Source organism: Bacillus sp. FSL K6-1106 (genome assembly GCF_038005245.1).
GTDB classification, from domain to species: Bacteria; Bacillota; Bacilli; order Bacillales; family Bacillaceae; genus Bacillus; species Bacillus altitudinis.
Window position 1 is genome coordinate 606,498 of record NZ_JBBOSV010000002.1, and the last position, 23,953, is coordinate 630,450.

21 protein-coding genes and 2 riboswitches are annotated in these 23,953 nt (G+C 40.9%); of the genes, 5 read left to right on the forward strand and 16 right to left on the reverse strand.

What is annotated here, in order from left to right; translation table 11 throughout:
• Positions 1–56: 56 nt before the first annotated feature.
• The 7 genes from MHI20_RS17770 to MHI20_RS17800 all read right to left on the reverse strand — a co-directional run bounded on the left by MHI20_RS17770 (position 57) and on the right by MHI20_RS17800 (position 8,296).
• On the reverse strand, positions 57–824 hold the full coding sequence (locus MHI20_RS17770; protein ID WP_024720482.1) for an ABC transporter permease: 768 nt from the start codon (positions 822–824) through the stop codon (positions 57–59).
• A complete protein-coding gene (locus tag MHI20_RS17775) occupies positions 802–1,728 on the reverse strand; it encodes an ABC transporter ATP-binding protein (RefSeq protein ID WP_340940241.1) in 927 nt (308 codons plus the stop codon). Before MHI20_RS17775 ends, MHI20_RS17770 begins: the two co-directional genes overlap by 23 nt.
• Before the next feature lie 126 nt (positions 1,729–1,854).
• Entirely contained in the window at positions 1,855–3,096 is a 1,242-nt protein-coding gene (locus MHI20_RS17780) for a dicarboxylate/amino acid:cation symporter (RefSeq protein ID WP_025206789.1), read from the reverse strand.
• A gap of 77 nt (positions 3,097–3,173) precedes the next feature.
• Positions 3,174–3,307, reverse strand: a riboswitch (cyclic di-AMP (ydaO/yuaA leader).
• A 63-nt stretch (positions 3,308–3,370) separates the two neighbouring features.
• Positions 3,371–4,393 carry an AI-2E family transporter gene (locus MHI20_RS17785; protein WP_007496515.1) on the reverse strand — a complete coding sequence of 341 codons (1,023 nt, stop codon included), beginning with the start codon at positions 4,391–4,393 and terminating at the stop codon, positions 3,371–3,373.
• Between the two features lie 210 nt (positions 4,394–4,603).
• Complete coding sequence (gene dctP, locus MHI20_RS17790) at positions 4,604–5,872, reverse strand: C4-dicarboxylate transporter DctP (RefSeq protein WP_007496516.1); 1,269 nt, start codon at positions 5,870–5,872, stop codon at positions 4,604–4,606.
• A 124-nt stretch (positions 5,873–5,996) separates the two neighbouring features.
• Complete coding sequence (locus tag MHI20_RS17795; protein WP_039166112.1) at positions 5,997–6,680, reverse strand: response regulator; 684 nt, start codon at positions 6,678–6,680, stop codon at positions 5,997–5,999.
• Positions 6,677–8,296 carry an ATP-binding protein gene (locus MHI20_RS17800; protein ID WP_414642650.1) on the reverse strand — a complete coding sequence of 540 codons (1,620 nt, stop codon included), beginning with the start codon at positions 8,294–8,296 and terminating at the stop codon, positions 6,677–6,679. The genes MHI20_RS17795 and MHI20_RS17800 overlap by 4 nt, the downstream gene beginning before the upstream one ends.
• A 67-nt stretch (positions 8,297–8,363) precedes the next feature.
• Here MHI20_RS17800 and MHI20_RS17805 point away from each other — a divergent pair, with 67 nt between their 5' ends.
• Positions 8,364–9,461 carry a TRAP transporter substrate-binding protein gene (locus tag MHI20_RS17805; RefSeq protein WP_096881033.1) on the forward strand — a complete coding sequence of 366 codons (1,098 nt, stop codon included), beginning with the start codon at positions 8,364–8,366 and terminating at the stop codon, positions 9,459–9,461.
• A gap of 26 nt (positions 9,462–9,487) precedes the next feature.
• Here MHI20_RS17805 and MHI20_RS17810 read toward each other — a convergent pair whose 3' ends face one another.
• Positions 9,488–10,318, reverse strand: coding sequence for an EcsC family protein (locus tag MHI20_RS17810; protein ID WP_024720476.1), 831 nt, complete (start codon positions 10,316–10,318; stop codon positions 9,488–9,490).
• Positions 10,319–10,474: 156 nt separating this feature from the next.
• Between MHI20_RS17810 and MHI20_RS17815 the strand changes: the two genes are divergently transcribed.
• The 4 genes from MHI20_RS17815 (at position 10,475) to MHI20_RS17830 (ending at position 13,242) form a co-directional block, all read left to right on the forward strand.
• The gene (locus MHI20_RS17815; protein WP_003214275.1) at positions 10,475–10,735 is read left to right on the forward strand and encodes a GlsB/YeaQ/YmgE family stress response membrane protein; all 261 of its coding nucleotides are present in this window, start codon (positions 10,475–10,477) and stop codon (positions 10,733–10,735) included.
• A 229-nt stretch (positions 10,736–10,964) separates the two neighbouring features.
• Positions 10,965–12,242, forward strand: coding sequence for an Nramp family divalent metal transporter (locus MHI20_RS17820; RefSeq protein ID WP_058336392.1), 1,278 nt, complete (start codon positions 10,965–10,967; stop codon positions 12,240–12,242).
• A gap of 67 nt (positions 12,243–12,309) precedes the next feature.
• A complete protein-coding gene (locus MHI20_RS17825; RefSeq protein ID WP_008346964.1) occupies positions 12,310–12,879 on the forward strand; it encodes a GNAT family N-acetyltransferase in 570 nt (189 codons plus the stop codon).
• A gap of 99 nt (positions 12,880–12,978) precedes the next feature.
• Positions 12,979–13,242, forward strand: coding sequence for a hypothetical protein (locus MHI20_RS17830; RefSeq protein WP_008346966.1), 264 nt, complete (start codon positions 12,979–12,981; stop codon positions 13,240–13,242).
• Positions 13,243–13,282: 40 nt separating this feature from the next.
• On the opposite strand, the gene MHI20_RS17835 is transcribed toward MHI20_RS17830, so the two are convergent.
• The 8 genes from MHI20_RS17835 to MHI20_RS17870 form a co-directional block, all read right to left on the reverse strand.
• Positions 13,283–13,507, reverse strand: a complete 225-nt coding sequence (locus MHI20_RS17835) for a hypothetical protein (protein ID WP_024720475.1) — start codon at positions 13,505–13,507, stop codon at positions 13,283–13,285.
• 72 nt (positions 13,508–13,579) lie between these two features.
• On the reverse strand, positions 13,580–14,299 hold the full coding sequence (locus MHI20_RS17840) for an endonuclease V (RefSeq protein WP_039166131.1): 720 nt from the start codon (positions 14,297–14,299) through the stop codon (positions 13,580–13,582).
• Positions 14,300–14,316: 17 nt separating this feature from the next.
• Positions 14,317–14,763 carry a toxin-antitoxin system YwqK family antitoxin gene (locus tag MHI20_RS17845; protein WP_061418008.1) on the reverse strand — a complete coding sequence of 149 codons (447 nt, stop codon included), beginning with the start codon at positions 14,761–14,763 and terminating at the stop codon, positions 14,317–14,319.
• Positions 14,753–16,456: a T7SS effector LXG polymorphic toxin gene (locus MHI20_RS17850; RefSeq protein WP_082708259.1), complete on the reverse strand. Its 1,704-nt coding sequence runs from the start codon at positions 16,454–16,456 to the stop codon at positions 14,753–14,755. The genes MHI20_RS17845 and MHI20_RS17850 overlap by 11 nt, the downstream gene beginning before the upstream one ends.
• A gap of 233 nt (positions 16,457–16,689) precedes the next feature.
• Positions 16,690–18,411 (reverse strand): pyruvate oxidase, encoded by a 1,722-nt coding sequence (locus MHI20_RS17855; protein WP_340940253.1) that lies wholly within the window; start codon positions 18,409–18,411, stop codon positions 16,690–16,692.
• Between the two features lie 70 nt (positions 18,412–18,481).
• Positions 18,482–20,308, reverse strand: a complete 1,827-nt coding sequence (locus tag MHI20_RS17860) for an APC family permease (protein WP_007498061.1) — start codon at positions 20,306–20,308, stop codon at positions 18,482–18,484.
• A 112-nt stretch (positions 20,309–20,420) separates the two neighbouring features.
• A riboswitch (cyclic di-AMP (ydaO/yuaA leader) is annotated at positions 20,421–20,568 on the reverse strand.
• 66 nt (positions 20,569–20,634) lie between these two features.
• Positions 20,635–22,716, reverse strand: a complete 2,082-nt coding sequence (locus tag MHI20_RS17865) for a cellulose biosynthesis cyclic di-GMP-binding regulatory protein BcsB (protein ID WP_340940259.1) — start codon at positions 22,714–22,716, stop codon at positions 20,635–20,637.
• 4 nt (positions 22,717–22,720) lie between these two features.
• Complete coding sequence (locus MHI20_RS17870) at positions 22,721–23,944, reverse strand: glycosyltransferase family 2 protein (protein ID WP_414642652.1); 1,224 nt, start codon at positions 23,942–23,944, stop codon at positions 22,721–22,723.
• Positions 23,945–23,953 lie beyond the last annotated feature (9 nt).

Sequence of the window (23,953 nt, forward strand, 5' to 3'; positions counted from 1 at the left end):
TACAGACTCGTTTTCACAAAGATGTCACGAATTTTTCTTGTTATTTGACACAATTTTTACACATTTACATCACGCTTCCAAAAAAGGAGCCAAGCAGCACCAACAAAGAAAACGAAATGCGCCCCTACAATGAATAGCGAAAACAGAGGGCTCATGCCCTGAAAGAGCGGCGGACCTTGAAAACTGTATTGTGTGAAGTCCGTATTAGCGAAAAGTAGAATTTTCCCCCACTGATTTTCTAAAAGAGACATGATCGACACTAATGATTTCGCCGCGTATAAGACGAAAAATGAAGTCACAAGTGCAATCAGACTGTTTCTAAACAAACTTGAGCACAGAAAAGCAAAGCTTGCCATCATGACCACTTCCACCCACTGTGATCCAATCACAGCAAATGTGTGCAGAAATAACCGGCCAGTGCTTTCATCAAAATCAGTACCAAAGAAAATAAGGCCAAAAAGAAAAGCGAACACATAATAAAAAACAAACAGGTAAAGGACCATCAGCACAAGAGTGATGTATTTTGACAAGAAAATATGAAGCCTTGTCTTCGGCCGAATCAACAAGAACTTGATGGTTCTCTTTTGAAACTCTGTTGAGATCAATGTGGCGCCAATCACGACAGCGAACACTTGTAAAATAAACACAACATTCGTGGAATAAGCAAAATAGTTCGCGACTGTATCTTGCCCGCCAAGCCCGGAAATGACTCGTTTTAATGCTAGAGCCATTGTCAATTGAAAGACAACAATCAGTCCAAGTGCAATGAATGTGATCTTTTGTCTCGTGATTTTTTTATGTTCATTCTTGATGAGTTGAAGCATCTGCCGTCCCGCCTTCCGTCCATTTCATAAAGGCCTCTTCAATTGATTGTTTTTGAGGCGTCATTTCAAGTACATCAAATTCTGCTAAGACAAGCTGTTTATTCAGCTCCGGCACACGGTCTTTTTTCAGTTGAACCAGCACATGCTGATCCCTTTGTTCATATGTATATCCTTGCGTATCTAGCCATGAAACTGCCTTTTCTACTGGCTGAATATTCATCAGCACCTGCTCTTTTCCTTCCATGTCGCGAAGGTTTGTATTGGCTTTGATCTGTCCTTTTTGGATGATGATCATGCGGTCACAAAGCTCTTCTACTTCATGCAAAAGATGTGTAGCAAATAACACAGAGACACCTTCTTCTTGTACAAGCATTTGCAAGTGCTCTCGAAACTCCTTCATTCCTGCGGGATCAAGCCCATTTGTTGGTTCATCTAAAATGAGCAGATTGGGCTTATGCAAAATGGCTTGTGCAATCCCGAGCCTTTGTTTCATCCCTAGTGAATACGTTTTGACCTTCAGGTGAATGGCGTGCTCCAGACGAACTCTTTTTACCACTTCAAAAATGCGCTCTTCTGAAACTCCATCATGCATAGACGCATACAGCTCAAGGTTTTCAAAACCTGTTAAATATGAATAAAATTCCGGATTTTCTATGATCGCCCCAACAGATGACATCGCCTTTAGATGATCATCATCTTGAGAATATCCATTAATGATGATCCGGCCGTTGTTTTTTTTCATCAAGCCAACAATCAATCGAATCAAGGTCGTTTTTCCAGACCCATTTGGTCCAAGTAAACCGACAATTTCCCCTTGCCTAATGTCCATCGAAATATGTTGCAAAATTTGATGCCGGCCAATTTGTTTATCGACGTTCTCTATGTGTAGAACAGCAGACTGCAAAGTGGTTCCTCCTTCTGATGTAAAACCTATGGCGGCAGTTACGGCCGCTCATCCTGTAAAAAGTATATCACGCTAGACAAGCCGTTCCACGAAAAAAAGGGCTGATCCAGTCAGCCCTTCTTGTTGTTACAGTGATAAATTAGGTGTTGGTGCTTCCTTCTCATGTTTCTTCTCGGTTTCAGATACAATCACCGCACATGCTGCGTCACCTGTAATATTGACCACGGTTCTTGCCATATCTAATAAGCGGTCTATGCCAAGGATCAGCGCAATGCCCTCAACAGGAAGATTCACGGAATTTAAAACCATGGCTAGCATGATGAGCCCTACCCCTGGGACACCTGCTGTGCCAATACTTGCTAGTACTGCCGTTAAGACAACTGTCAGCATTTGAACAAGGGTTAATTCAACTCCATACACTTGTGCGATAAAAATAGTCGCAACCCCTTGCATGATCGCTGTACCATCCATATTAATGGTCGCACCTAGCGGCTGCACAAAGCTTGAAATAGGTTCTGGCACCTTTAAGCGCTTTTGAGCTGTTTCCATTGATACTGGCAGCACTGCGTTACTGCTTGATGTACTAAATGCAACAACCATCGCTGGAGAAAATCCTTTGAAGAATGCCATTGGATTTCGTTTAGCTAATAGGGCAACGGTTGACCCATAGGTCAGGAAGAAATGCAAGATCAGCGCAATTAAGACGACTGAGAAGTAAAGTCCCATCGCTTTCATGGCATCGAGCCCCTGACTGCCAATCGCCGTTGCGATCAAACCGAATGTCCCGTACGGTGCGAATTTCATCACAACACCGACAAGATACATCATTAATTCATTTCCTTGTTCAAACAGCTTCAGCAAACCTTCTGTTTTTTTACCGAGCAAGGCAATGCCAAGACCTAAAAATACACAGAAGACGATAATTTGAAGCATGTTTCCTTCAACTAGAGATTGGACTGGATTGGTTGGAATAATATTGAGTAGTGTGTCTGCCATTGATGGGGCTTCCTCAGCGGAATATTCTGCCGCTTTCGTATCAAAATTGCCAAATGCGCCTGGCTTAATAAGTAAGGCCAATGAAATGCCAATAATGATGGCAAAAGTTGTAGTGAGTAGAAAGTAAGTAATGGTTTTTACGCCGATTCTGCCAAGTTTTTTCGGATCGCCAAGGCCTGCTACACCAAGTGTGATCGAAAAGAAGACAATCGGTACAACTAACATTTTAATCAGGTTTAAGAAGATTTGACCTAGAGGTGTAAATAGATAAGGGTCTAACACTTTGAATACATTTGGAGCAAAAATGTTGAGCAGTAGTCCTGTGATTGCACCTACAATTAAAGCAATAATAATTTTCGTCGCAAGCTTCAATAAAATCTCCCCTTCCTCGTCAAAAAGGCCCACGAGAGAGTCTTCTCGTGGGCCTGCGTGTCCATACGTGTACCACTGTCTACTCTCTTCACGCTGATGAGGTTAGCTGACGGGTTAGGACGAAGAGATGTCCTTTTTTCTTAAATAAGAAAAATTCACCCCAAAAACTTGGGTCCCCCATTCCTTTAGAAGGATTAAGCGTGTGGTAATATGATATTTTCATACTATTTATACCTTATTTTTAGAAAATTGTAAACAGGTTCATATGAACTTTTTAATTACTTTCTTCCTTATTCGTGACCTCCAAGATATCTAAGATAAACACAAAGATTGGGATGCCGATAATCAGTCCCCAAATGCCAATATAGTGTTCAGAAAAGATCAGGACAATAAACGTGAAGAAAATAGGGAGCTCTGTTTTAGCTGACATGAGCTTCGGATTTAAGAAGTAGGCTTCAATGGCATGGATGATCACAATCACCAGCACAATATATAGGACGTACATTCCGCCTCCAAGTGTATACGCAATGATGCTGAGTGGAACGAGGGAGATGACCACACCCGCTACCGGAATTAAACCTAACAAGAAGACCATGACCGCTAATCCAAATAATTGCGGAAAGCCCATAATGCCAAGCGCAATTGTCGTTAAGACACAGTTAACTGTTGCAATGATGAACTGTGCTTCAAGTACCTTACCAAATGTTCTGGAAAACTTACGTCCAAAGAAGGCAATTTCATGATAGAACACGGAGATTTTACTCGTTTTGAACTTATTCATGAATTGAATGAGGCGTTCCTTTTCGAACAGGAAGAACATGCTTAATATTAAGGACATAATGACCTGGATACTGAACGTGCTGAAATCTGTTAAGTATGTATAGAGGAAATTAAACCCTTTCTCGAAGAAAGAAGATATTTTGAAATCTCCGAACACATTGGTGACGACGTCAAAGAAGGGTAAATCTTGTGGATGATCTGCAATCTTTTTCCCTAAATGAAATAACTGTTCCACCTGTTTAGCAATGATGGGCACAAACACAAAGCCGCCAAACGTCAATCCACCAGCTAGAAGGATGTACAAAATGGTGATGACTGATTTCTGTCCTATTTTCAGGAAGCGATTTAAAAAGCCTCTTATGACCTCTTCTAACCGGTTCATTAAAAAAGTGAAAATGAAGGTCAGGAGGATTAAATTCATCATTCCTCTTAATAGATATAATGCTGTGGCTAATACTACAAATACTGAAAACCTCTTGACACCAGGTTTTTCGAACAATTTAAAAAATGCCGCCATACGTTACACACCTGCCAGGACTAAAGTCTATTTTTCGTTGGATCTCATATTCATTATATCGGATCTTTCTGTAAATTATATAACAAAAGGTCAATGAGGTCTTACGATTCGTCCTAAATTAATCAAGCTTTTATGTTTTTTCTTTTTTTACACAAGAAAAAACCGAACCCCATGTAGAACATAAGGTTTCGGTTTTTGGTTGTTTTTATACTAAACAGCCTGCTTGATATTTCGCATTTCCTGTAGCGCTGTTTTACTCTTCGCTTCGTCAAATTCCCCTTCACTTTTCGCTACAACAATTGTAGCAATTCCATTTCCAATCAGGTTCGTAATCGCTCTTCCTTCACTCATGAAACGGTCGACCCCTAATAGCAGTGCAAGACCTTCTAGCGGGATAACCTGAAGTGCAGCAAGTGTAGAAGCCAGCACGATAAATCCGCTTCCTGTGACTCCAGCTGCTCCCTTTGATGTGAGCATCAGAACAAGGATAATCGTGATTTGCTGTCCGATGGATAGGTCCACCCCAAACACTTGCGCTAAGAAGACCACGGCCATGGACAAGTAGATTGAAGTACCATCTAAGTTAAAGGAATAGCCTGTCGGAATGACAAGTCCAACGACCGACTTAGAGCACCCGTAGCGTTCCATTTTATCCATCATTCTTGGCAAGACAGATTCTGAAGAACTTGTGCCAAGAACAATTAAAATTTCATCTTTGATAAAACGGAGATAACCGAACAGGCTGAAGCCATACATTTTACAAATGATGTTCAGCACGACGAAAATAAACAAGAACATCGTCATATAAACGGAAAGCATCAGACTAGCCAGTGGTTTAATTGAAGCTAAACCGAAGTGTCCGATTGTATAAGCCATTGCTCCAAATGCCCCTAATGGCGCGGCACGCATGATGTAACCAATGATTTTAAAGAAGACAAGCGACAGTTTATCAAGCCATTCGATGATGCCTTTCCCCTTCTCGCCAAGTGCAGCGAGCGCAACACCGAATAAAATAGAGAAGAATAAGACCTGTAAAATATCTCCCTTTGCAAAAGCATCTACCATGTTAGATGGCACAATGTGTGTGACAAACTCCATCCAGTCGATACCCTGTCCCCCATTTTGGGTATATTGCGAGACATCCCCTTTTTCAAGCTTACTATAGTCAAGACCCGCTCCCGGCTTCATGATATTGACCACAAACAGTCCGATGACAAGCGCAAGCGTCGTCACAACTTCAAAATAGATAAAAGCTTTTCCCCCAACTTTTCCAACCTTTTTCATGTCCCCCATCTTGGCAATTCCAAGAACAATGGTTAAGAAAATAATGGGTGCAATGACCATTTTCACTGCATTAATAAATGTGTCACCAAGCGGCTTCATTTCTTTCCCGACGTTTGGCCAAACCATCCCAACAATGATCCCGATAATGACAGCTGCAATGACCTGAAATGTCAGGTTCTTCAATAGCCTCTTCATAAAAAATCAACTCCCTCACCCTTTGATGTAAACGCTTAACTGTTATCTGTAGGTAAATGATAGCGATTTCATCAAAGGCTGTGAAGCTTATGGACATATCGTACATTTTGGTCTTTTTGGTCTCTTAGTCAGAATGTACGATATATTTATTCACAGGGCGTCCGACCCCGCCATATTGCATATCTAATTTCAGCTCGCCTTCTTTTACAAGGAAGTCTAAATAACGGCGTGCCGTGACACGTGCAATCCCAAGTGCATTGGCGACTTCCTCTGCAGACTGCGCTCCTTCTTGCAGACGCATATAGGCTTTAATTTCATTCATCGTATGCACATTCAGCCCCTTAGGAAGCCATGTCTCTTCCTGCTTAACTGCAGGCTTTCGTATGATATCATCGAGCATCTCTTGAGAAAATTCTGCTGCGGTACGAATTTTTGATTTGAACGCTTTATAGCTTTCAAGAGATTCTTTCATCCGTTCAAACTTAAATGGCTTAATGATATAATCTCGGGCACCATTTTGAAGCATGGTGCCGATCGTCTCTTTGTCCTTTGCTGCCGAAATAACAATCACATCCACCTGCATCTTTTGCTTTCTGATGTCTTGCAGTGTTTTGACGCCATCTTTTTTAGGCATATACACATCGAGCACCACAAGATCTGGGCGAATGTCTTTGATTAGCTGGATGCCCTGCTCGCCATTTCCTGCTACAGCCGCAACTTGAAAGCCAGGGACACTCTTAATGAACTCTTTATTGACTTCTTGCACCATCGGGTCATCTTCAATTAATAGCACCTTAATCTGAGTCATCTGTCTCTCTCCTCTATTGTCATTGGGAATTCGATTGAGAAGGTGGTACCAATGCCGATGCTTGATGTGACTTCTACATTTCCCATTCCTTTGTCGATAATCGTTTTTACAATATACAGTCCGTAGCCTGTTCCGCCTTCTTTACCGTGAGTAAAGCCTTTGTCGAAAATATGAGGAATCATGTCCTCTTCTATTCCAGAACCATAATCTTCAATTAAGATCGCGAGGACATCCTCTGTTTGATCAATACTAATAGAAATGAGTTTTGTGTCTCTTTCTACAGTATCATACGCGGCAAAGGCGTTCTCGATCAGGTTGCCAAGTAGCTTCGTCATATCATGCTGATCCAGCCGCTCTGGGAAATCGCTCAGACTGCTATTTTCATCTACTTCAACCTTGATTCCAAGCTCCTTGCCCCTTCTTATCTTGCTCATCAATAAGCCTGCCACTGCGTCATGCTGTATCACACGGTGGAGAAAGTCCGTCACATGCTCCTGCTCTTCGGTCGTTTGAAACGCTAAATCGAGTGCTTGATCGGCTTTCCCCAGCTGAATTAATCCCGCAATTGTATGAAGCTTATTCATATGTTCATGATTTTGCACCCGTAGGCCATCAACGAAGTTCTTCACCCCGGTTAATTCCTCCGCCAATTTGGCCGCCTCTGTCCGGTCCTGAAAAATCGCAACCGCTCCGATGATTTTCTTTTTCATCACAATCGGAATTCGGCTGCTCATGATCCGCTTTCCGCTCATATGAATTTCTTCATTGTAGACGGGTTCTGCGCGGTCAATGATTTCTGGAAGCCTTGTATCTGACAGCACATCCCAAATATTTCGGCCCACTACATCACCTGTCACGCTGAAAATTTGCTTTGCTTTTTCATTAAAAATGGTGATCATGTGCTGGTTATCAATGGCAATGACCCCTTCATTAATGGAATGAAAGGTAGCGGTGCGCTCCTCTAGCATTCTGACAATCTCATGCGGCTCCAGCTTAAACATTTGCTGTTTAATATGACGGGCGAGCAAAAATGAACCGACAAGCCCAAAGCTGAGCGTCAGCAGCAGGATCATGAGGATATCTCGCTTCATTTCTCCTAATATATCTGCCATACTCGGCAGTGTTCTTCCGACTAGTACAACCCCTGTTTGGTTAAATTTTTCATCCTTTACTGGATAAAAGGCTCTAATGGCTGTGCCAAGCTCTCCCTGTGCTTCTGAGAAATAGATATGCTCTGCAAAGGCAGGTTCTTCATCTGTCCCCTCAGAGCGCTGGCCAATCCTTGTTTTCACTGGATGTGTCAATCGCACGTGATCCATATCCATGACAACAATGTAGTCAGCATCTTGGATAATCCGAATCTCTTCAATGGCATGCTGCAACCGAGCACGCTCCTTTGTCTGATCATCCAATGCCTGCTTTACCTCATTCATCTCAGCTACTGTTCTTGCCGTGTTCATGAGCCTTTTTCGAAGTTCTCGTTCCTCTGTTTGCTGAATTCCCCCGACTAGAACAATTCCTCCGATTAAAAGGGCAAAAATGACAACGAAATATGTGAGGATGGTGAGCTTCCATCTAATAGATAATTGTTGTAATTTCAGTCGATTTCTCATCATTTTTTCACCTGTATCTTTACGAATTCTTCCTCTGTCAAGTATCCTTGACATAAGGGGGATCTGACGCATGAAGAATTTACTCGCCTATACGCTATTGCTCATCATCGGTTTTGTAACCGCTTTATACTTTGGTTTTTATCATATGATGCCTAAATCAGCGACGATCTTCGACGATGAACAGACTGGGCTGAAGGATCAGCTTGTGTTCAAATTCAGCCATGTTGTCGCAGATAATACCCCAAAAGGGCTGGCTGCAAAGAAATTTGCTGAGCTTGTTCATGAAAAATCCGACGGCAGGATCAGCATTCAAATCTTTTCAAACGGGAGTCTTTATTCTGATATCGAAGAAATTAATGCACTAAAAGAGAATCAAGTTCAATTTATTGCTCCGTCTACGTCAAAGCTCGGCATGCTGTCCCCTGAATGGCTGGCACTTGATCTGCCCTTTGCCTTTTCTAACTACGATGCTGTCCAAGAAGGGTTACATGGTGCGATTGGACAGAGACTGTTCGGCACACTGCAAAAAGACGGACTAAAGGGAATGGCCTACTGGACAAATGGCTTTAAGCAAATCACTTCGAATAAAGGCCCAATCAAGCAGCCTAGTGATTTAAAAAAACAATCTCTCCGTATTATGCAAAGTGACATGATTGAAAAGCAATTCAAGCTTCTTGGCGCAAAACCCTATCAGGAATCGTTTAATTCAACTTTTCAGCTGCTAGAAACAAAAAAAGTAGACGGTGAAGAAAATACAATTTCAAATATTTATTCAAAAAAATTCTATCATATACAAGACTATATGACGATCAGTAATCACGGGTATTTAGGGTATGTCGTCTTAACAGATCAATCCTTTTTTGATCGCCAAACACCTGAGACGAAGCGAATTTTACTCGAAGCGATGGAAGAAACAACAGCATGGAACGAAAAACATGCAGAACAGATGAATAAGGATCAGCTGGAGGATATTAAACGCGAATCTCCAATTGCCATACACGAATTAACACCAGCAGAGCGGCAAAAATGGATGAAGGCGCTCGATCCTTTATATGATGAAGCAGAAAGGATCATCGGTTCCACCTTAATCAAACAAATCCGCGAGCTCCGGGCACGCTATGAATATTCTCCGATTCAAGCGTTTGAAGAAGATGCTGAGACCAAATAAAAAATCCCTTTTAGAAAGGGATTTTTTTATGCGCCGGAGTCACGCTGTTCTTGCTGAGCGAGCTCCTCTAATCTTGTTAATATTCTGCGCTTTCGATATTGCATGATGCCTGTTTCAGCAATTCCTTTTAACTGTGAGCGGTTGGACGCTGCACCAAACAAAATCCCCGCAATTGGGACAAGTTGAAACAGCTTCTTCCAGCCAAACGAATCACGGTAGTTATATACGACCTCACGCCATCCTTGAATTTGAGAGATCATGTTTTCGTGCTTCCCTTCTGATGCATGATAGCTCTTCAGCTCTTTTAATATTGATTTTTTCCCAACAACGTCAGCAGAATTCAACTGTAAACATTTAATGATAAAGACTCGTTCTTCTTTATTTTTCGGATCATAGCCATAGGTGACGGCGATATCCTGTAATGTTTTTAAAGAGAGACCGAGGACAGCCGGAATATCTGCCGCTAATGTAAACATACCTCCGACACCTGTTGTCGCACCTTGTACAGTGGCGAGGTTTGTTCGGTTTTTCCCCATCTGGTCACTAATGGCATCCATGACCTCGATCGGAGCCGCCTCAATATCTTCAATACGCTGAATCGATTCATCGGCACATTTCTTTTGAAATTGATGAATAATGCCTTTCTCTGACGTCAAATAGACACCGCCTGATTGAATGTAGTGCCCCATCTCATCTAATAACACACCGATTTTCTTTTGAATAAAGGCAGGGGTCAGCTTGTCCAGCATTTGAAATGGAAGCCGGCTGAGTTTCTCCCAAAACCATACCTTTTGCTGGTCTTTCTCCCATTTTTCAATCTCTTTTAATTGTGCTTTTAGCCACTCTCTTTCCTCCATGCCATTTGCCTCCTTAGATGCCGTTCAAGTATATGTCTGTTATTATACACAATCCTTGTCCATCATACGTATCGAACATTGAAGCGGTTCCGAAAGGTTTTAATCTCTTTTAAAACGGTTATTGCTTAGTAAACAAACAAAAGAGGAGTGATCAACATGTTAGGATTTCTGATTTCATTAGTTGTGGCGATTGTCATTGGTCTCATTGGGAGTGCACTCGCTGGAGGCAGTGTACCAGGAGGCTGGATCGGTTCAATGATTGCCGGGCTTGCAGGTGCTTGGATTGGTCATGGATTACTTGGAACGTGGGGTCCTAGTCTGGCAGGATTTGCGATCATTCCAGCGATCTTAGGAGCAGCCATTTTTGTCATTATTTTAAGCTTGATCTTCCGCAGCGTTGGATCAAGGGTTTCTTAAAAAACGATACAAAAGAAGAGGAAGCAGAGGATGCACCGCCTAAGATCAGAGGCGGTGTTTTTTATGTATTGATTGACAAGGTATCTATTTTTTTCACTTACATATGATAAACAAACCTATTAGTTCAGATAGTTGACTTTTCATGAAGATGGGCATATGATGATTAAAAATTGCATCGAGGAAACTTTTTGTGCCAAAGCAAAACTTTGTAGAATCTAGGTGATGACATATGACAAACAAATACATCGAGGCACAGGCCCACATGTCAGTGGCAGCGGAGCGTGCACTTGAAGGAAAGGTGAAGGGTTTTAGAAGGCTCCTTCCTTTTCTCGGACCTGCTTTTATCGCAGCCATTGCCTATATTGATCCAGGAAACTTTGCGACCAACATTGCGGCTGGCTCGAAATATGGCTACCTTCTGTTATGGGTCATTCTCATATCCAATCTCATGGCCTTACTCATCCAGTCTTTGTCTGCAAAGCTTGGAATCGCAACAGGGAAAAATTTACCTGAAATTGCTCGAGAAGAGTTTCCAAAACCAGTCTCGATCGGTTTATGGATTCAGGGCGAACTCGTCATTATCGCCACAGATTTAGCCGAATTTATCGGGGCTGCCCTTGGTTTATACTTACTCTTTCGTATCCCGCTGCTTGAAGCATCGATTATTGCAGCGATCGGTTCTTTTGCCATTTTAGAGCTCCAAAGACGAGGTTATCGAGCGTTAGAAGCAGGAATTACCGGCATGCTGTTTGTTGTCGTGATTGCTTTCGCTGTACAAACCTTTGTGGCTAAACCTGATCTTGCAAGTGTCGCCGGTGGACTGTTCATTCCAAGGTTTGAAGGGACAGACAGCGTACTGCTTGCCGCTGGTATTTTAGGCGCTACGGTGATGCCGCATGCGATCTATCTCCATTCAGCCTTAACGCAAAGAAGAGTCGTCGGCAGAACGGAAAAAGAGAAAAAGCTGATTTTTCGTTTTGAGTTTTTAGACATCCTCATTGCGATGGTAGTTGCTGGTGCCATCAATGCCAGCATGTTGATTGTAGCAGCTGCTTTATTTTTTAAAAATGGTCTTTTTGTTGAGGATTTAGATGTAGCATTTCAGCATTTTGGAACTCTCGCAGGTCCTGTATCAGCGATCTTATTTGGTGTAGGTCTGCTTGTAGCCGGACTTTCCAGTTCTTCTGTCGGTACACTGTCAGGCGATATTATTATGCAAGGTTTTATTCAGTACCGAATTCCGCTGTATGTCCGCCGGCTGATTACCATCATTCCACCTATTGCGATCATTGCATCTGGAGTCAATCCGACATCTGCGCTTGTGATGAGTCAAGTGGTCTTATCATTTGGAATTGCGTTTGCTTTAATTCCGCTCATTTTGTTTACAAGTAAAAAACGAATTATGGGCGATTTGACGAATGCTCGCTGGGTAACCGGAATATCTTGGGTGATAGCAACTCTTGTTGTCGCACTTAATCTGTTTTTAATTGTGGATACGTTTATGTAAAAGACAGTGATCAGGCTGTCTTTTATATCGAGTTGTGGTAGAATTTCCCTTGAGAGGATGTGATCACATGTTTTTTTATCAGGATCAAGATCTATCCATGCGGCTGCTTGAACCAAGAGACGCGAGAAGTCTGTATCTGCTCATCCAACGCTCAAGAGAGCACTTACGTGAATGGATGCTATGGGTCGATTCGACGCAGACAGAAGAAGACAGCATGGCGTTTATTCAAGGTGCCATGCAACAAGCTTTGCAAAACAATGGTTTTCAGGCTGGAATCTGGTCACATGGAGAACTCGTTGGTATCATTGGCACCCACCAAATTCATTGGATTAATCGGACGGTTTCCATTGGCTATTGGCTCGGGGAAGGCTATCAAGGAAAAGGCATCATGACAAAAGCATGCAAAGCGGTCATTCACTATTTATTTGAAGAGTGCGGTCTGCATCGCATTGAAATAAGGGCCGCTGTTGATAATCAAAAAAGCAGACGCATCGCAGAGCGTTTATCTTTTTCACTTGAAGGCATATTAAGACAATGTGAATGGCTAGGCGACCACTTTGCCGATCACTGTGTGTACGCACTTTTACAGCCTGAATATATGAAACAAAAAACGAATTCGATCAATCAGCCCACTTAATTGTGTCGATTGCATGAACTATTTTACAAAGTGAAGCTTTGTAGTATCCGTTGTGATTGGCATCTGATAAAATAGAAGGAAAAAATCGAGGTATGATGTATGTCTCTTATTATTTTATTTTACTTATGGATTGTCCCTTTATTATTTGGCATTTTCTTCTCATTCCTAACAAAGAAAGCCACATACAAACGCCGCTTTGTCCCATCATATAGCATGGCAGGACTCAGCATCGTGTTTCTCATTCTGGCACTCGTCTTTTCAGCCAGTCATTTTCTATTCATTTGCGGTATGTTCCTATTTGCCACAACACTTGTCGGCACAGGCATCCCGTTATTTTTAGCCTTTACCAAAACACCTTCATAAACAAAACCACCTTTTCGCGATGGAAAGGTGGTTTCTTTTTTTACTGCTGAGGCATTCGATAGGTCATTGTACCATTTGGGTTTTTTTCAATTACTTTCACAATGTCTTGAAGGATCTCTGACGCTCGATCGCTTGAGTCATACTTGCCGAGCGTCTTGACCCAAGAATCACTGCCTGCGATAAACCCTTCAATCTTTTTACCGGTTACTGTGACTTCGTGAACATTAACGAAACTTTGTTCGTTTTGTGTGAAAATCCATAGCATGGTTGATTCCCCTTTTTTTGTGGTGATTGAGTTTCGATAGTGTCATTTTCTAAATCTTAAAAAATGAGTACTTCACATTTCACCCTTTTTTGTTAATAACTCATTTCGAATAATGCGTGTCTCTATATCTGCATATCTTACAGGGATCGGCAGTCGACTATTTTTATCAATAAGTTTCATCACAATTTTTGTAGTTGTATCTAAATCAATCCAGTTACCACATGAAATAAAAATGGGCTTAACATTCATTCTGGTTCGAAGTACTCGACCATAAATTTCATCATCTATAATAATATCTGTGTATGCATTCTCTTTATTTTGGGGTAGGGTAAAATCTATTCCTTTGATTTTCAAATAGCTTTTTGCTACACCAATGGTAGGCTTCTTTAAGAAAAATGATGCCTGTGTAGCAATACCCATATGTCTATCATGTAAGTAACCATTTCCATCAAACATATAGATATCTACTTGTTTCGTCAGCTTTTTTACTGCATCTTTAATTAAAGGCAATTCACGAAAAGCAAGAAATCCGGATATATAAGGAACCTTTATTTCTCCATAACTATTCACTTTTTCAATTACTTGTTTTTCTGTCAAATCATATACAACTATGCAACAAACACCTTTCGATTTTCCATTTGTTTCAAAATAAGAAACATCTACCCCTGCGATAAACCGTATGTTTTCTAATCGGAAATTATTTTCCAATTTAACTTTAGGCAAGAGAGCTTTTTGTTCATTTTTAAATTTTTCTATTAAATGATCTATTTTATCATTATCCAGATTAACCATATATCACTTTATCCTTATTAATCGTTGAATTTTTCGACGTATTTTAAATCAGATTCATCAGGTTCTGCTTTTTGCTCTACAATATTTCCGTTTTCATCGTATTTTATATAAGTCATTTCTCGACCAGCAATATATTCAGATTCATACTTTCTATTTCCATTCTCAAAAAACTCGACTTGATATCCATCTGCAGCACTTTTATTCATATTACCTATTTTTTTCACATTTCCATTTGAGTAAAATTCAACACACTTTCCCTGCTTAACACCTTGCTCTACATAGAAGTAACTTTCGATATTTCCATTTTCGTATTTATCATAAGCTAAGCCCGTAAATAGTTTTTCGTTACCATCCGGGGTATATTCCACTATTGCTAGTTCGTAAGGACCCCCATACTCTAAATGTTCTTCAAACTCCGTACCATTTTCTAAAATAAAATCCTTTTGTAATATATCATTTAACATTTTTAGGAACCTCCGTGATAATTTTAGATCCATCCGTAAGATAAGCACAATGTGGACATCGTGGAAACATCATCCCAGCCGGTTTCACTCTACTTTGACCGGTCCTAACTACATTCAAAATAAAATTATCTAAACTAGCACCTGGGTTTTCCTTTAAGGCATTATTCAATGCAATCACTTCGGCATGTGACCCCGCACCTTTTGTAAATGCATATGAATCTATAACCTCTTTTGGCATTTTATCATATTTGTTTTTTATTAAGGGATGAAAATCTGGTAACTTTCCATCATAATCATTTATTGCATAAGAATATTTCCCAGTTTGTTTATCATAAACTCCAGCAAAAGCAGGTCCCATTTTCTTCTTACTAATACCAGTACCTTTTAATTTATTTAGCTCTTTCATCGTTTCACCGCGCAAATTGATTCTTTCATTTAATTCTTTAGAACTGATTGTTCCATATTTATTTCTTAAATAATCTATACGTTTTCCACTCTCTACAGCACCCATCTTCCCATGAAATCCTTTCGCCCCAAATGGCAAAAGCATCCCCAGCGCCGCATTCATACTTGCTTCCTGCTGTTCTTTCGAGACTTTATTTCCAAACATGTCTCGACCTGTAATCGCTTCGCTGAAGCCGTTGGTCGCGGTCAGCCCGTATAAACCTTTTTGGGATGTCTTTAGGGCATCAAAAGATTTTTGTGACGTCTTGTAGATGTCGACCGCTCTGACTGCGGCTGACGTGGCTTGGGTGGTTTTATAGACAGCCTTTCCGCCTTTGAAAATGCGACCTGCCCAACCAACGATAGGGATGTAGCCTGCTGCTGCCATGCCGCCTGCGGCGACTCGTTGGCCTGCGGTGAGTTCTTCACCTGTGATCGGATCGACACCTGTTGCGGCACGTTTTGCATCGTTCACGCCTGTCAGTTCATTGACGATATTTCCTCCGTAATCAAGAGCTTTTTCATACCAAGGACGGTTGGCGAGCGCTTCTTGTTCCTTTGCGATCTTGCGGGCTTCTTCTTGATCTTTTTTGATTTTTAGATATTCAGAAGTTTGCTTCTCAATATCGCTTTTTGCCTTGTAGATTTCGCTATTTTGATACGCTTTCTTGTCAAAATTCATAGGCAAAATGGATTTTCCGTCATTTGTCGCATTCATCATTTCTGCGTACAATGCCATTGTAGCCTTCTCCTCAGTCTCTGACAAAGCATATTCATCTTTTAGATTTTGATCAAGTTCTATTAAATCTTTAACCGTTTTCTTCCGTTCATCTTCCGCATCTGCAATCTTTTCGTCAAAGGTTTTACTATCAAATACCTCCAGAGAAATGAGGTCATCAATATCTTGAAAAATCGTTTTGAGTGCCTTTTTTTGATCCTTCACGATGCTTTTGGCATTCTTGATTCCCATATGTACAGCGTTGTCTAAAAAGTGTTCTTCTACAAAGGTGTCGCCGCCAAAATTTGTATCATCAAGCGTTCCAGAAACACCTTCATGAAAGGCTTTTTGTTTATCAATGAAGCTAATAAACATGTCCACATTTCCGGCGAGTTCTTTGTAGAAGCTTTTAATGTTATCGGCACCTTTTCCAGTGAAGTCGTCACCGAGATTGGCAACACCTTGTAATGCCTTTTTTAAATCTATCATTTGTTCGCGGAGTTCCTGATAGTGTTTTGCCCTTGTATCCATGGCACTGGTTAGTGCTTTTGCATCAAGTATCTTGCCCAGATTAAGCCACTCCCTCCATTATTGATCATAAAGTCTATTTTACCTTTCTCACCGAATTGGAAAAATAGGCTTTGAGTTGCAAAAAATCCAGTCTGTATATTTTTATATAGAAGAAAACAAGTGACAATTGAAATGATTTTACCTATTCAACAAAAAAAGTCAGTCTTCTAATTAGAAGACCGACTACCTGCTGTTTAGAAAAAGCGTTTAAGGCTTTTCTTGAGTGGAGGGATATCCAGCTCACCTTTTTCAAAGAATTTTTTCAATAAATATTTACTAAAGCCTGCTGCTTGTGTGTACGTGATTTTACCAGGTAACGGTGGTTCATTGGTCACCGCAACATCAATGATCACAGGTTTCTCAGCTTGAAGTGCTTGATCAAAGGCTGGTGCTAGTTCTTCATGTGATGACACCGAGATTCCTTTACCACCGCACGCTTCTGCAAATTTTGCAAAATCAATATCTTCCAGCTCTATACCATAGTTGATGTTGCCTTTTACCTGTTGTTCATATTCAATCATACCAAGGTTGTTGTTGTTTAAGATCACAACGACAATTGGCAGTTTATATTTTACCGCCGTCACAAAATCTTGCATCACCATTGTGAAGCCTCCGTCACCACAGACAGCAATGGCTTGGCGATTTGGTTCATTTAATTTAGCTGATATTGCGCCAGGTAAACCACAGCCCATTGTGGCAAGCCAGCTGGAAATAATGAAATCCTGCTGCTTCATTTCGAAATGACGTGCCATCCATACCGTCACATTACCGACATCAACTGAAAGAATGGCATCATCATCTACCGCTTCTTCTAATCTAGCGATGACTTGCTGCGGTTTAAGCGGTGATGTGGCAATAGATTTTTCCTTATCCATTTCTTCTCGCCATTTCATCATATGCTCTGTACAAGCTTCAAGGAAACCGCGCTGCTCTTTATATTCAATATAAGAGGTTAGTTCATGAAGACCAGTCTTACTGTCACTTACAATCCCCACTTCAACTGGATATCTTTTACCGATCTGATCCGGTTTGATATCCAATTGAATGGCAGGTGTGTCTTTCGGTAAGTAATCCCTATATGGGAAGGAGGTTCCAAGCATGATTAATAAATCGCACTCTTCCATCGCTTCATATGCCGGCTTCGTACCGATCTGACCTAGGTTTCCTAAAAAGTATGGATGCCTGTCTGGAACAACACCTTTTGCAGGAAGTGTAATGACGATCGGTGCAGCTGCCTTTTCTGCAAACGAAAGAAGTTCTTCTTTTGCATTTCTTAATCCTTTTCCTGCTAAGATGACTGGCTTCTTCGCATTGTTAATGAGTTGAGCAGCCTTTAGCAGTTGATCTTTCTTCGGCCGCACATCTCCCTCTACATAAAGAGGTGATGTATAAACGGGACTCCGCTTAATTTTCTGAGAAAATAAATCATCTGAGACAGTGAGAACCGCCACCCCTTTATGGGTATAAGCAGCTTTGATGGCTTGATTCAATAAGTCAGGCAGAGCTTCTGCTGTTTGTACTTGCTGATTAAAGACAGCAACATCGTCAAACATCCGCTCTAATTTGATTTCTTGAAATGCATCTCTGCCTACTTCAGTTGAGGCAACCTGCCCTGCAATCGCTAATACAGGTGCACCGTCCGCTTTTGCATCGTATAGTCCATTTAATAAGTGGACAGCACCTGGCCCAGCAATTGATAAACAAACTCCAAGTTTGCCTGTTAGTTTCGCATCAGCTGCTGCTGAAAGTGCTGCCACTTCTTCATGTCTTGTTTGTATAAATTGAATTTTGCTTGATTCATGCCTTAGTTCTTCGATTAATTCGTTAATACTGTCGCCGGGCATTCCATAAATATGTTTCACGCCCCACTCTTCCAGTAGCGCTGTTACTTCTTTTCCTGCGGTTCTTTGCGGCATGTGAGAAAACTCCTTTTTTCTTACTCCATACCACCGCACCCTTTTGATCAAACGTTTCAACTTGCTCTTGTTACTTTTTAAAGTGATATGGAAGAGTGGCGACAACAATATCCCGTTTCCATAATAAACGGAATCTTAATAAGAAAGCAGATTGATTATGCAAAATGGTGTGCCATCTTTTTTTCGGAATAAATTGAGGGACGAGCACCATCACTCTATATTGATGTGCATTTGCTTTCGCTTCAATCGTTTCAAGAAATTTATCAAGCGGGTGAATGAGACTTCGATAAGACGAATGTAAAATCACAAGACGCACATCACTATTCAGCTTTTCCCAATCAGCTTCAATTTTCTTGTCTTTCTCTTTATCAAACGATACATGAACCGCTATGACCTGGTCTGATAAGGATTTTGCATATTGCACAGATTGTTCGACGACACGTGTGACACCTGCTATTGGGACGATGACCACATTTCCTTTGATTTCGACAGGCTCGGTTTCATTCAATAAACGTAATTGTTCTCCAACAGACAGATAATGTTTCTTAATAGAATGAAAAATAAATAGAACAATTGGCATGAAAACAAATACTGGCCATACAAGATGGAACTTGGTCAAAATGAGAATCATGAAAACCGTAAATGAAATAAGTGCTCCCACGATATTGATAGGCATTTTCACTTTCCATCCCTGTGGTTTTTCACGAATCCACTTTACACACATACCTGTCTGAGACAAGGTAAATGGAATAAACACACCGACAGCATAAAGTGGAATGAGGTGTTCCGTTTTCCCATCAAATAGCCAAATAAGCAGCATAGAAGCTACACCTAAAAAGATAATACCATTGGAATAACCGAGCCGATCTCCTCTCACTGTGAACATGCGCGGCATATATTTATCCTTTGCTAAGTTGACAGCCAATAATGGAAAAGCTGAAAAACCTGTGTTTGCCGCTAATATTAAAATTAAAGCTGTGACAGCTTGAATGACATAGTAGAAAAATGTCCGTCCAAATGTGTCTGATGCAATCTGTGACACAACCGTTTCTTCTGGCTTTGGCGAGATGCCAAAACCAAACGCAAGCAATGTCACTCCTACAAATAGAACGGCCAGTAATCCCCCCATCATCAATAAAGTTCTCGCTGCATTTTGTGCAGCTGGTTTTTTAAAGGATGGAATTGTATTAGAAATCGCTTCAACACCAGTTAAAGCAGAACAGCCAGACGAAAATGCCTTTAATAAAAGAAATAACGTGATGCCTGATACATGTGTGCCAAATGCTGTATGTTCAGGTGCTGGCGGCACTTGCCCAGTTAATAGTTTAAACCCGCCCACCCCAATTAAAATGAGCAATGAAAAGACAAATAAGTACACAGGATAAGCCAAAATAGATGCCGACTCTGTCAGTCCACGAAGGTTTAACACCATAATCACTAGGACTAATACGATTGAGATCATGACATGATATGGATATAGAGCTGGAAAAGCCGATGTGATCGCATCGGTCCCAGCAGAAATGCTCACTGCTACGGTTAAAATGTAATCGACGAGTAATGATCCACCAGCAACCAGCCCTGGTTTTTCACCCAAGTTTCTGCTGGAGACGACATACGCCCCGCCGCCTTCTGGATAAGCATAAATAATCTGGCGGTAAGATAGAATTAACGCCATTAAAAGGATTAATACACAACCTGCAATCGGGAGTGAGTACCAAAACGCTGCCGCACTGACAACTGATAGAACAATTAAGATTTGTTCTGTACCGTATGCGACTGACGATAATGCGTCTGATGACAATAATGCCAAAGCTTTGATTTTTGATAGTTTTTGTTCTCCTGCTGCCTGTGATTTTAATGGTTTACCAATTAAAATACGCTTCATCAAACTGTACATGTGATGCCCGCTCCTTTAGTGTCAAACGATTTGAGTTACAAAATTTGGATCGCCAAAAAGACACAGAGGCAATAGAATGCCCCTGTGCCTATTGTTTAGATCACAGGTTGGTCTTTGCTCTCTTTAACGCTTACGAGGTTAGCTGACGGATTCGGGCGCATGAGATTTTGCCCTACCTTAAAAGGATTCACCCCACGTGGTGTTTTATACCACCACAATTGGTTCCCCCGCTCATCGAAATGATTCAGCGATTGGTCTTTTATAAAAGAGATCATACTCCCGTTTGACACCAAAGTAAAGAGATTTTTTCAAGGTCTTTTGATCGTTTAGAACTCAGTCTTTTTACGGTTTTTTCGTACGAAATAGACAATCATTAAAAGCACAAAAAGGATGAGTGCAGCGATACACACAAAGTAAATCCAAGACTCGCTACTGCTTTGTTTTTCACTTGTTTTCAGACTGCTGGATGTGCTGCTGACAGATTGATGATTAGTAAACACACCTTTGTTTTTACTCTCTATTGCAACTGTTGCTTTTTCTGTATTTGTTTGAAGAAATTGCATTACTTCATTTGACACGTTAGCTTCAGTTGCAGTCATTCCTGAAAAGACTGTCATTGTCTGTTCTTTATTCCAAACAGATGGCTGCGTCCATACAATTCGAGCCGTTGTTTCGTTGATCATGCCGAAAGAAGATACATCATACTGATCCTTTTTCACCGGAACAACGAGATCGGCTGCTTTTTCTTTCAGAAGAGAGAATGTTTGAATGCCTCCGATGAAAATGAGAGGGTGATTTTTCAATTGTTCATTTGTCACTTGAGAAGCTTTTATTAAATGATATTGAGCTACTTCTGGCTGACTAAAAGATTCCGTCAACATGGCCATTTGATTGATTGTTTCACGTTTGATTTGATCTGGTATGATGATCAATGTATTTTTCGAAGTGAACGGGAGCGGCCATGCGGCTAAATCTGGCTTTTCACTCGTTGTTCCTTCTGGTATTTGAAGAGAGCTGTCTTTGTCAATGAATATCCAGCCTTCTTCATCCGTATGTCTGCAAGATTCCATGTTTTTAAAACCACTTGTGACAAATTGCAAATCAATATATTCATTTTTTTGAAGTATCTTTGAATCTACTGGAATCGAGACATGATAGAATCCATTCGCATCTTTGCTGCCTAGTTTTGCTAATGGTATGTCGTGCGGTTCGTCATTGATCATAACAGTTAACCGTTCTGTTTTGCTTGCCGCTGTATCAGATTTTTTGAATGAAAGATTGAGCTTTGCACCTGATTTTTGGTTAGCCAGTAGCGCTTTCGGATAATAGTAGTGGTCGGATGCCGCCTTGTTGGTCCCAACCGTGACATCATCTCCGCCAAAATCTTTCAAACGAATCTTGTGAGATGGTTTAGACGTTTGAGCTGCAGCCTTTTGAAGCACTAGGTCTGTTCCAGTCAGTTGATCCGTTAATTCTGACTGAGTTAGAACATTGATTTTTCCAGCGATTGTCACAGGCTTTTCCGCTGTCACTAATAAAATGGGCTGTCTTGTTTTCTTTGCTGTCAAAGTTCTCATCGCTAACGTAAGATGACTACTTTTCGTTTTAATTCCTGCAGCTTGTTCAATCGTTTTCATCCGTCCATCCCAGCTTCCTATAGCTCCCACAGCAATCGTTGGGTGAGCCACTTGCTTGATGTCCTTTTCTTGGATCAGTTTGATCTCTTTTTGGCGATCTTTGTTTTTCAACGTACGATATACTTTGATGGCTGCTTCTAATTCAGCTGCATCCGGTGAATTAGGAATTACAATGTCTGTCTGTTCTTTCTGATCACCTGTTTGAATAAAAGGTGATGGAAAGCTATCTAATGTGAAATCTTTTGTCTGGATTCCTTTGAATGTAAGTTCACTTTCAGGATACACTTTTAGCCAATTAGCAGGTGTCTCTTGGTTGATACACACGCCTTCTTTTAAAACACCATAAAAGGTGACCTGAATGCGGTGAGTACCTTTTTTCAATTGTGCTTTGTTCAACTTGATTTGAATCGACTTTTTCTGGTTTTTCCCTGATACAGGGATGGTCTTTTCGATCTCTCCATCAATCATAACAGTGAATGAGGAAGGTGAAATCAATAATGGTGAAGCCTCTATATTGAACGTCAATGTGCTTGACTCTGTTTTTTCCTGATCCACTTGATAGGTAAATTCAGTGCGGTCTTCTTGTCCATATAAGGTCACTACGTCTTCTGATGGATGCTGCGTTTTTGTTTTGCTTTCTTTTGAAGGTTGAACCCAATCATCTTTGACTTGAACTCGGTTGGATTGCGCCATTGCTTGACCTGCCATGAAAAAAGGCTGGATCGCTAAGGATAATCCTAATATATAAATCAACCATTTTAACGATTTCAATATGTCACCCGCTTTTCTTTTGTTGTTGATTGTAACGCTCGGTTTTGTACCATTTCACTTCTTGTTTCAATAATCGGCTTTTCACCTCTACACATAAGGAGTACACAACAAGCACAATCCATACTTGGGAATAGGTAAAGTACATGAGAACGACAATGAGAATGTTTTGTTTGGTCAGCTCTGTTTTCTCTATGCTTAACGTAATCATTACTTCTGTTAAAAAGAGGAAGAAGGCTAACCCCCATAGGATGAGTGCCACAGCTCCCACAGATAAGTGAAGATCAACGAATAAGTTTACGATAAAAATGCCATTGGAGAGCAGTACACCAAAGAAAAATAAGAAATACGTAAAGAAAAAATAAAATAAATCGAAAATCATTCGTTTTCGTTTTAATTTCATAAACTGCCTTAAAAATTTGAGCACAACATATTGGTTGCCTCTAGCCCAGCGTGTTCGTTGCCGCCACCAGACTTTCCATGTTTCAGGCTCTTGTTCCCATGTAATCGCAGCAGGAAAGAACCGAATCACATAGCCCAGGTTATACACACGAATCGTTAATTCAGTGTCTTCAGCTAGTGCATGGACATCCCAGCCGCCAAGCTCTTCTAAAATATGCCGACGGATCGCAAAGTTGGTGCCTGGTATTGTCGCAATTCCAAACCATTTCCATCTCCCGCCTTGCGCCATCCACTGGAAGCAGATCGTTTCTATGTTAATGAATTTTGTCAGGAGGTTTTTGGCTGCATTGATGACCCTGAATTTCCCGACAACAGCACCTGCTTTAGGATCATTCAATAATCCAAGAACCAAATGGTAGACGGCTTTCTTTTCAGGCATATTATCTGCATCGTATACACAAATAATGTCTCCTGTCGAAGCCTTTAAGCCTTCATTCAGTGCAGTAGATTTCCCCTTCCCTGCAAATGGCGGCTTTGTTTCAATCATATGGACATGATCGTATTGCTCACTAAATGATTGCACAATCTCCCCTGTACGATCAGAGGAATTGTCATTAATCACAATGATTTCAAGAAGGTGTTTGGGATAGGATAACTGGACCATGGCTTTTAGCGTCTGCCGAATGACCACTTCTTCATTATGTGCTGGAATGAGAATGCTGACGGTCGGCAGATCTTTCCCTTGTTTTGTCCATTTAGGCAGCACTTTTTCGTAAGTTAAATAGTGCTGAAAGCCTCCCTGCATCAGAAACATATGATATAGGAGCATGATCCAAAT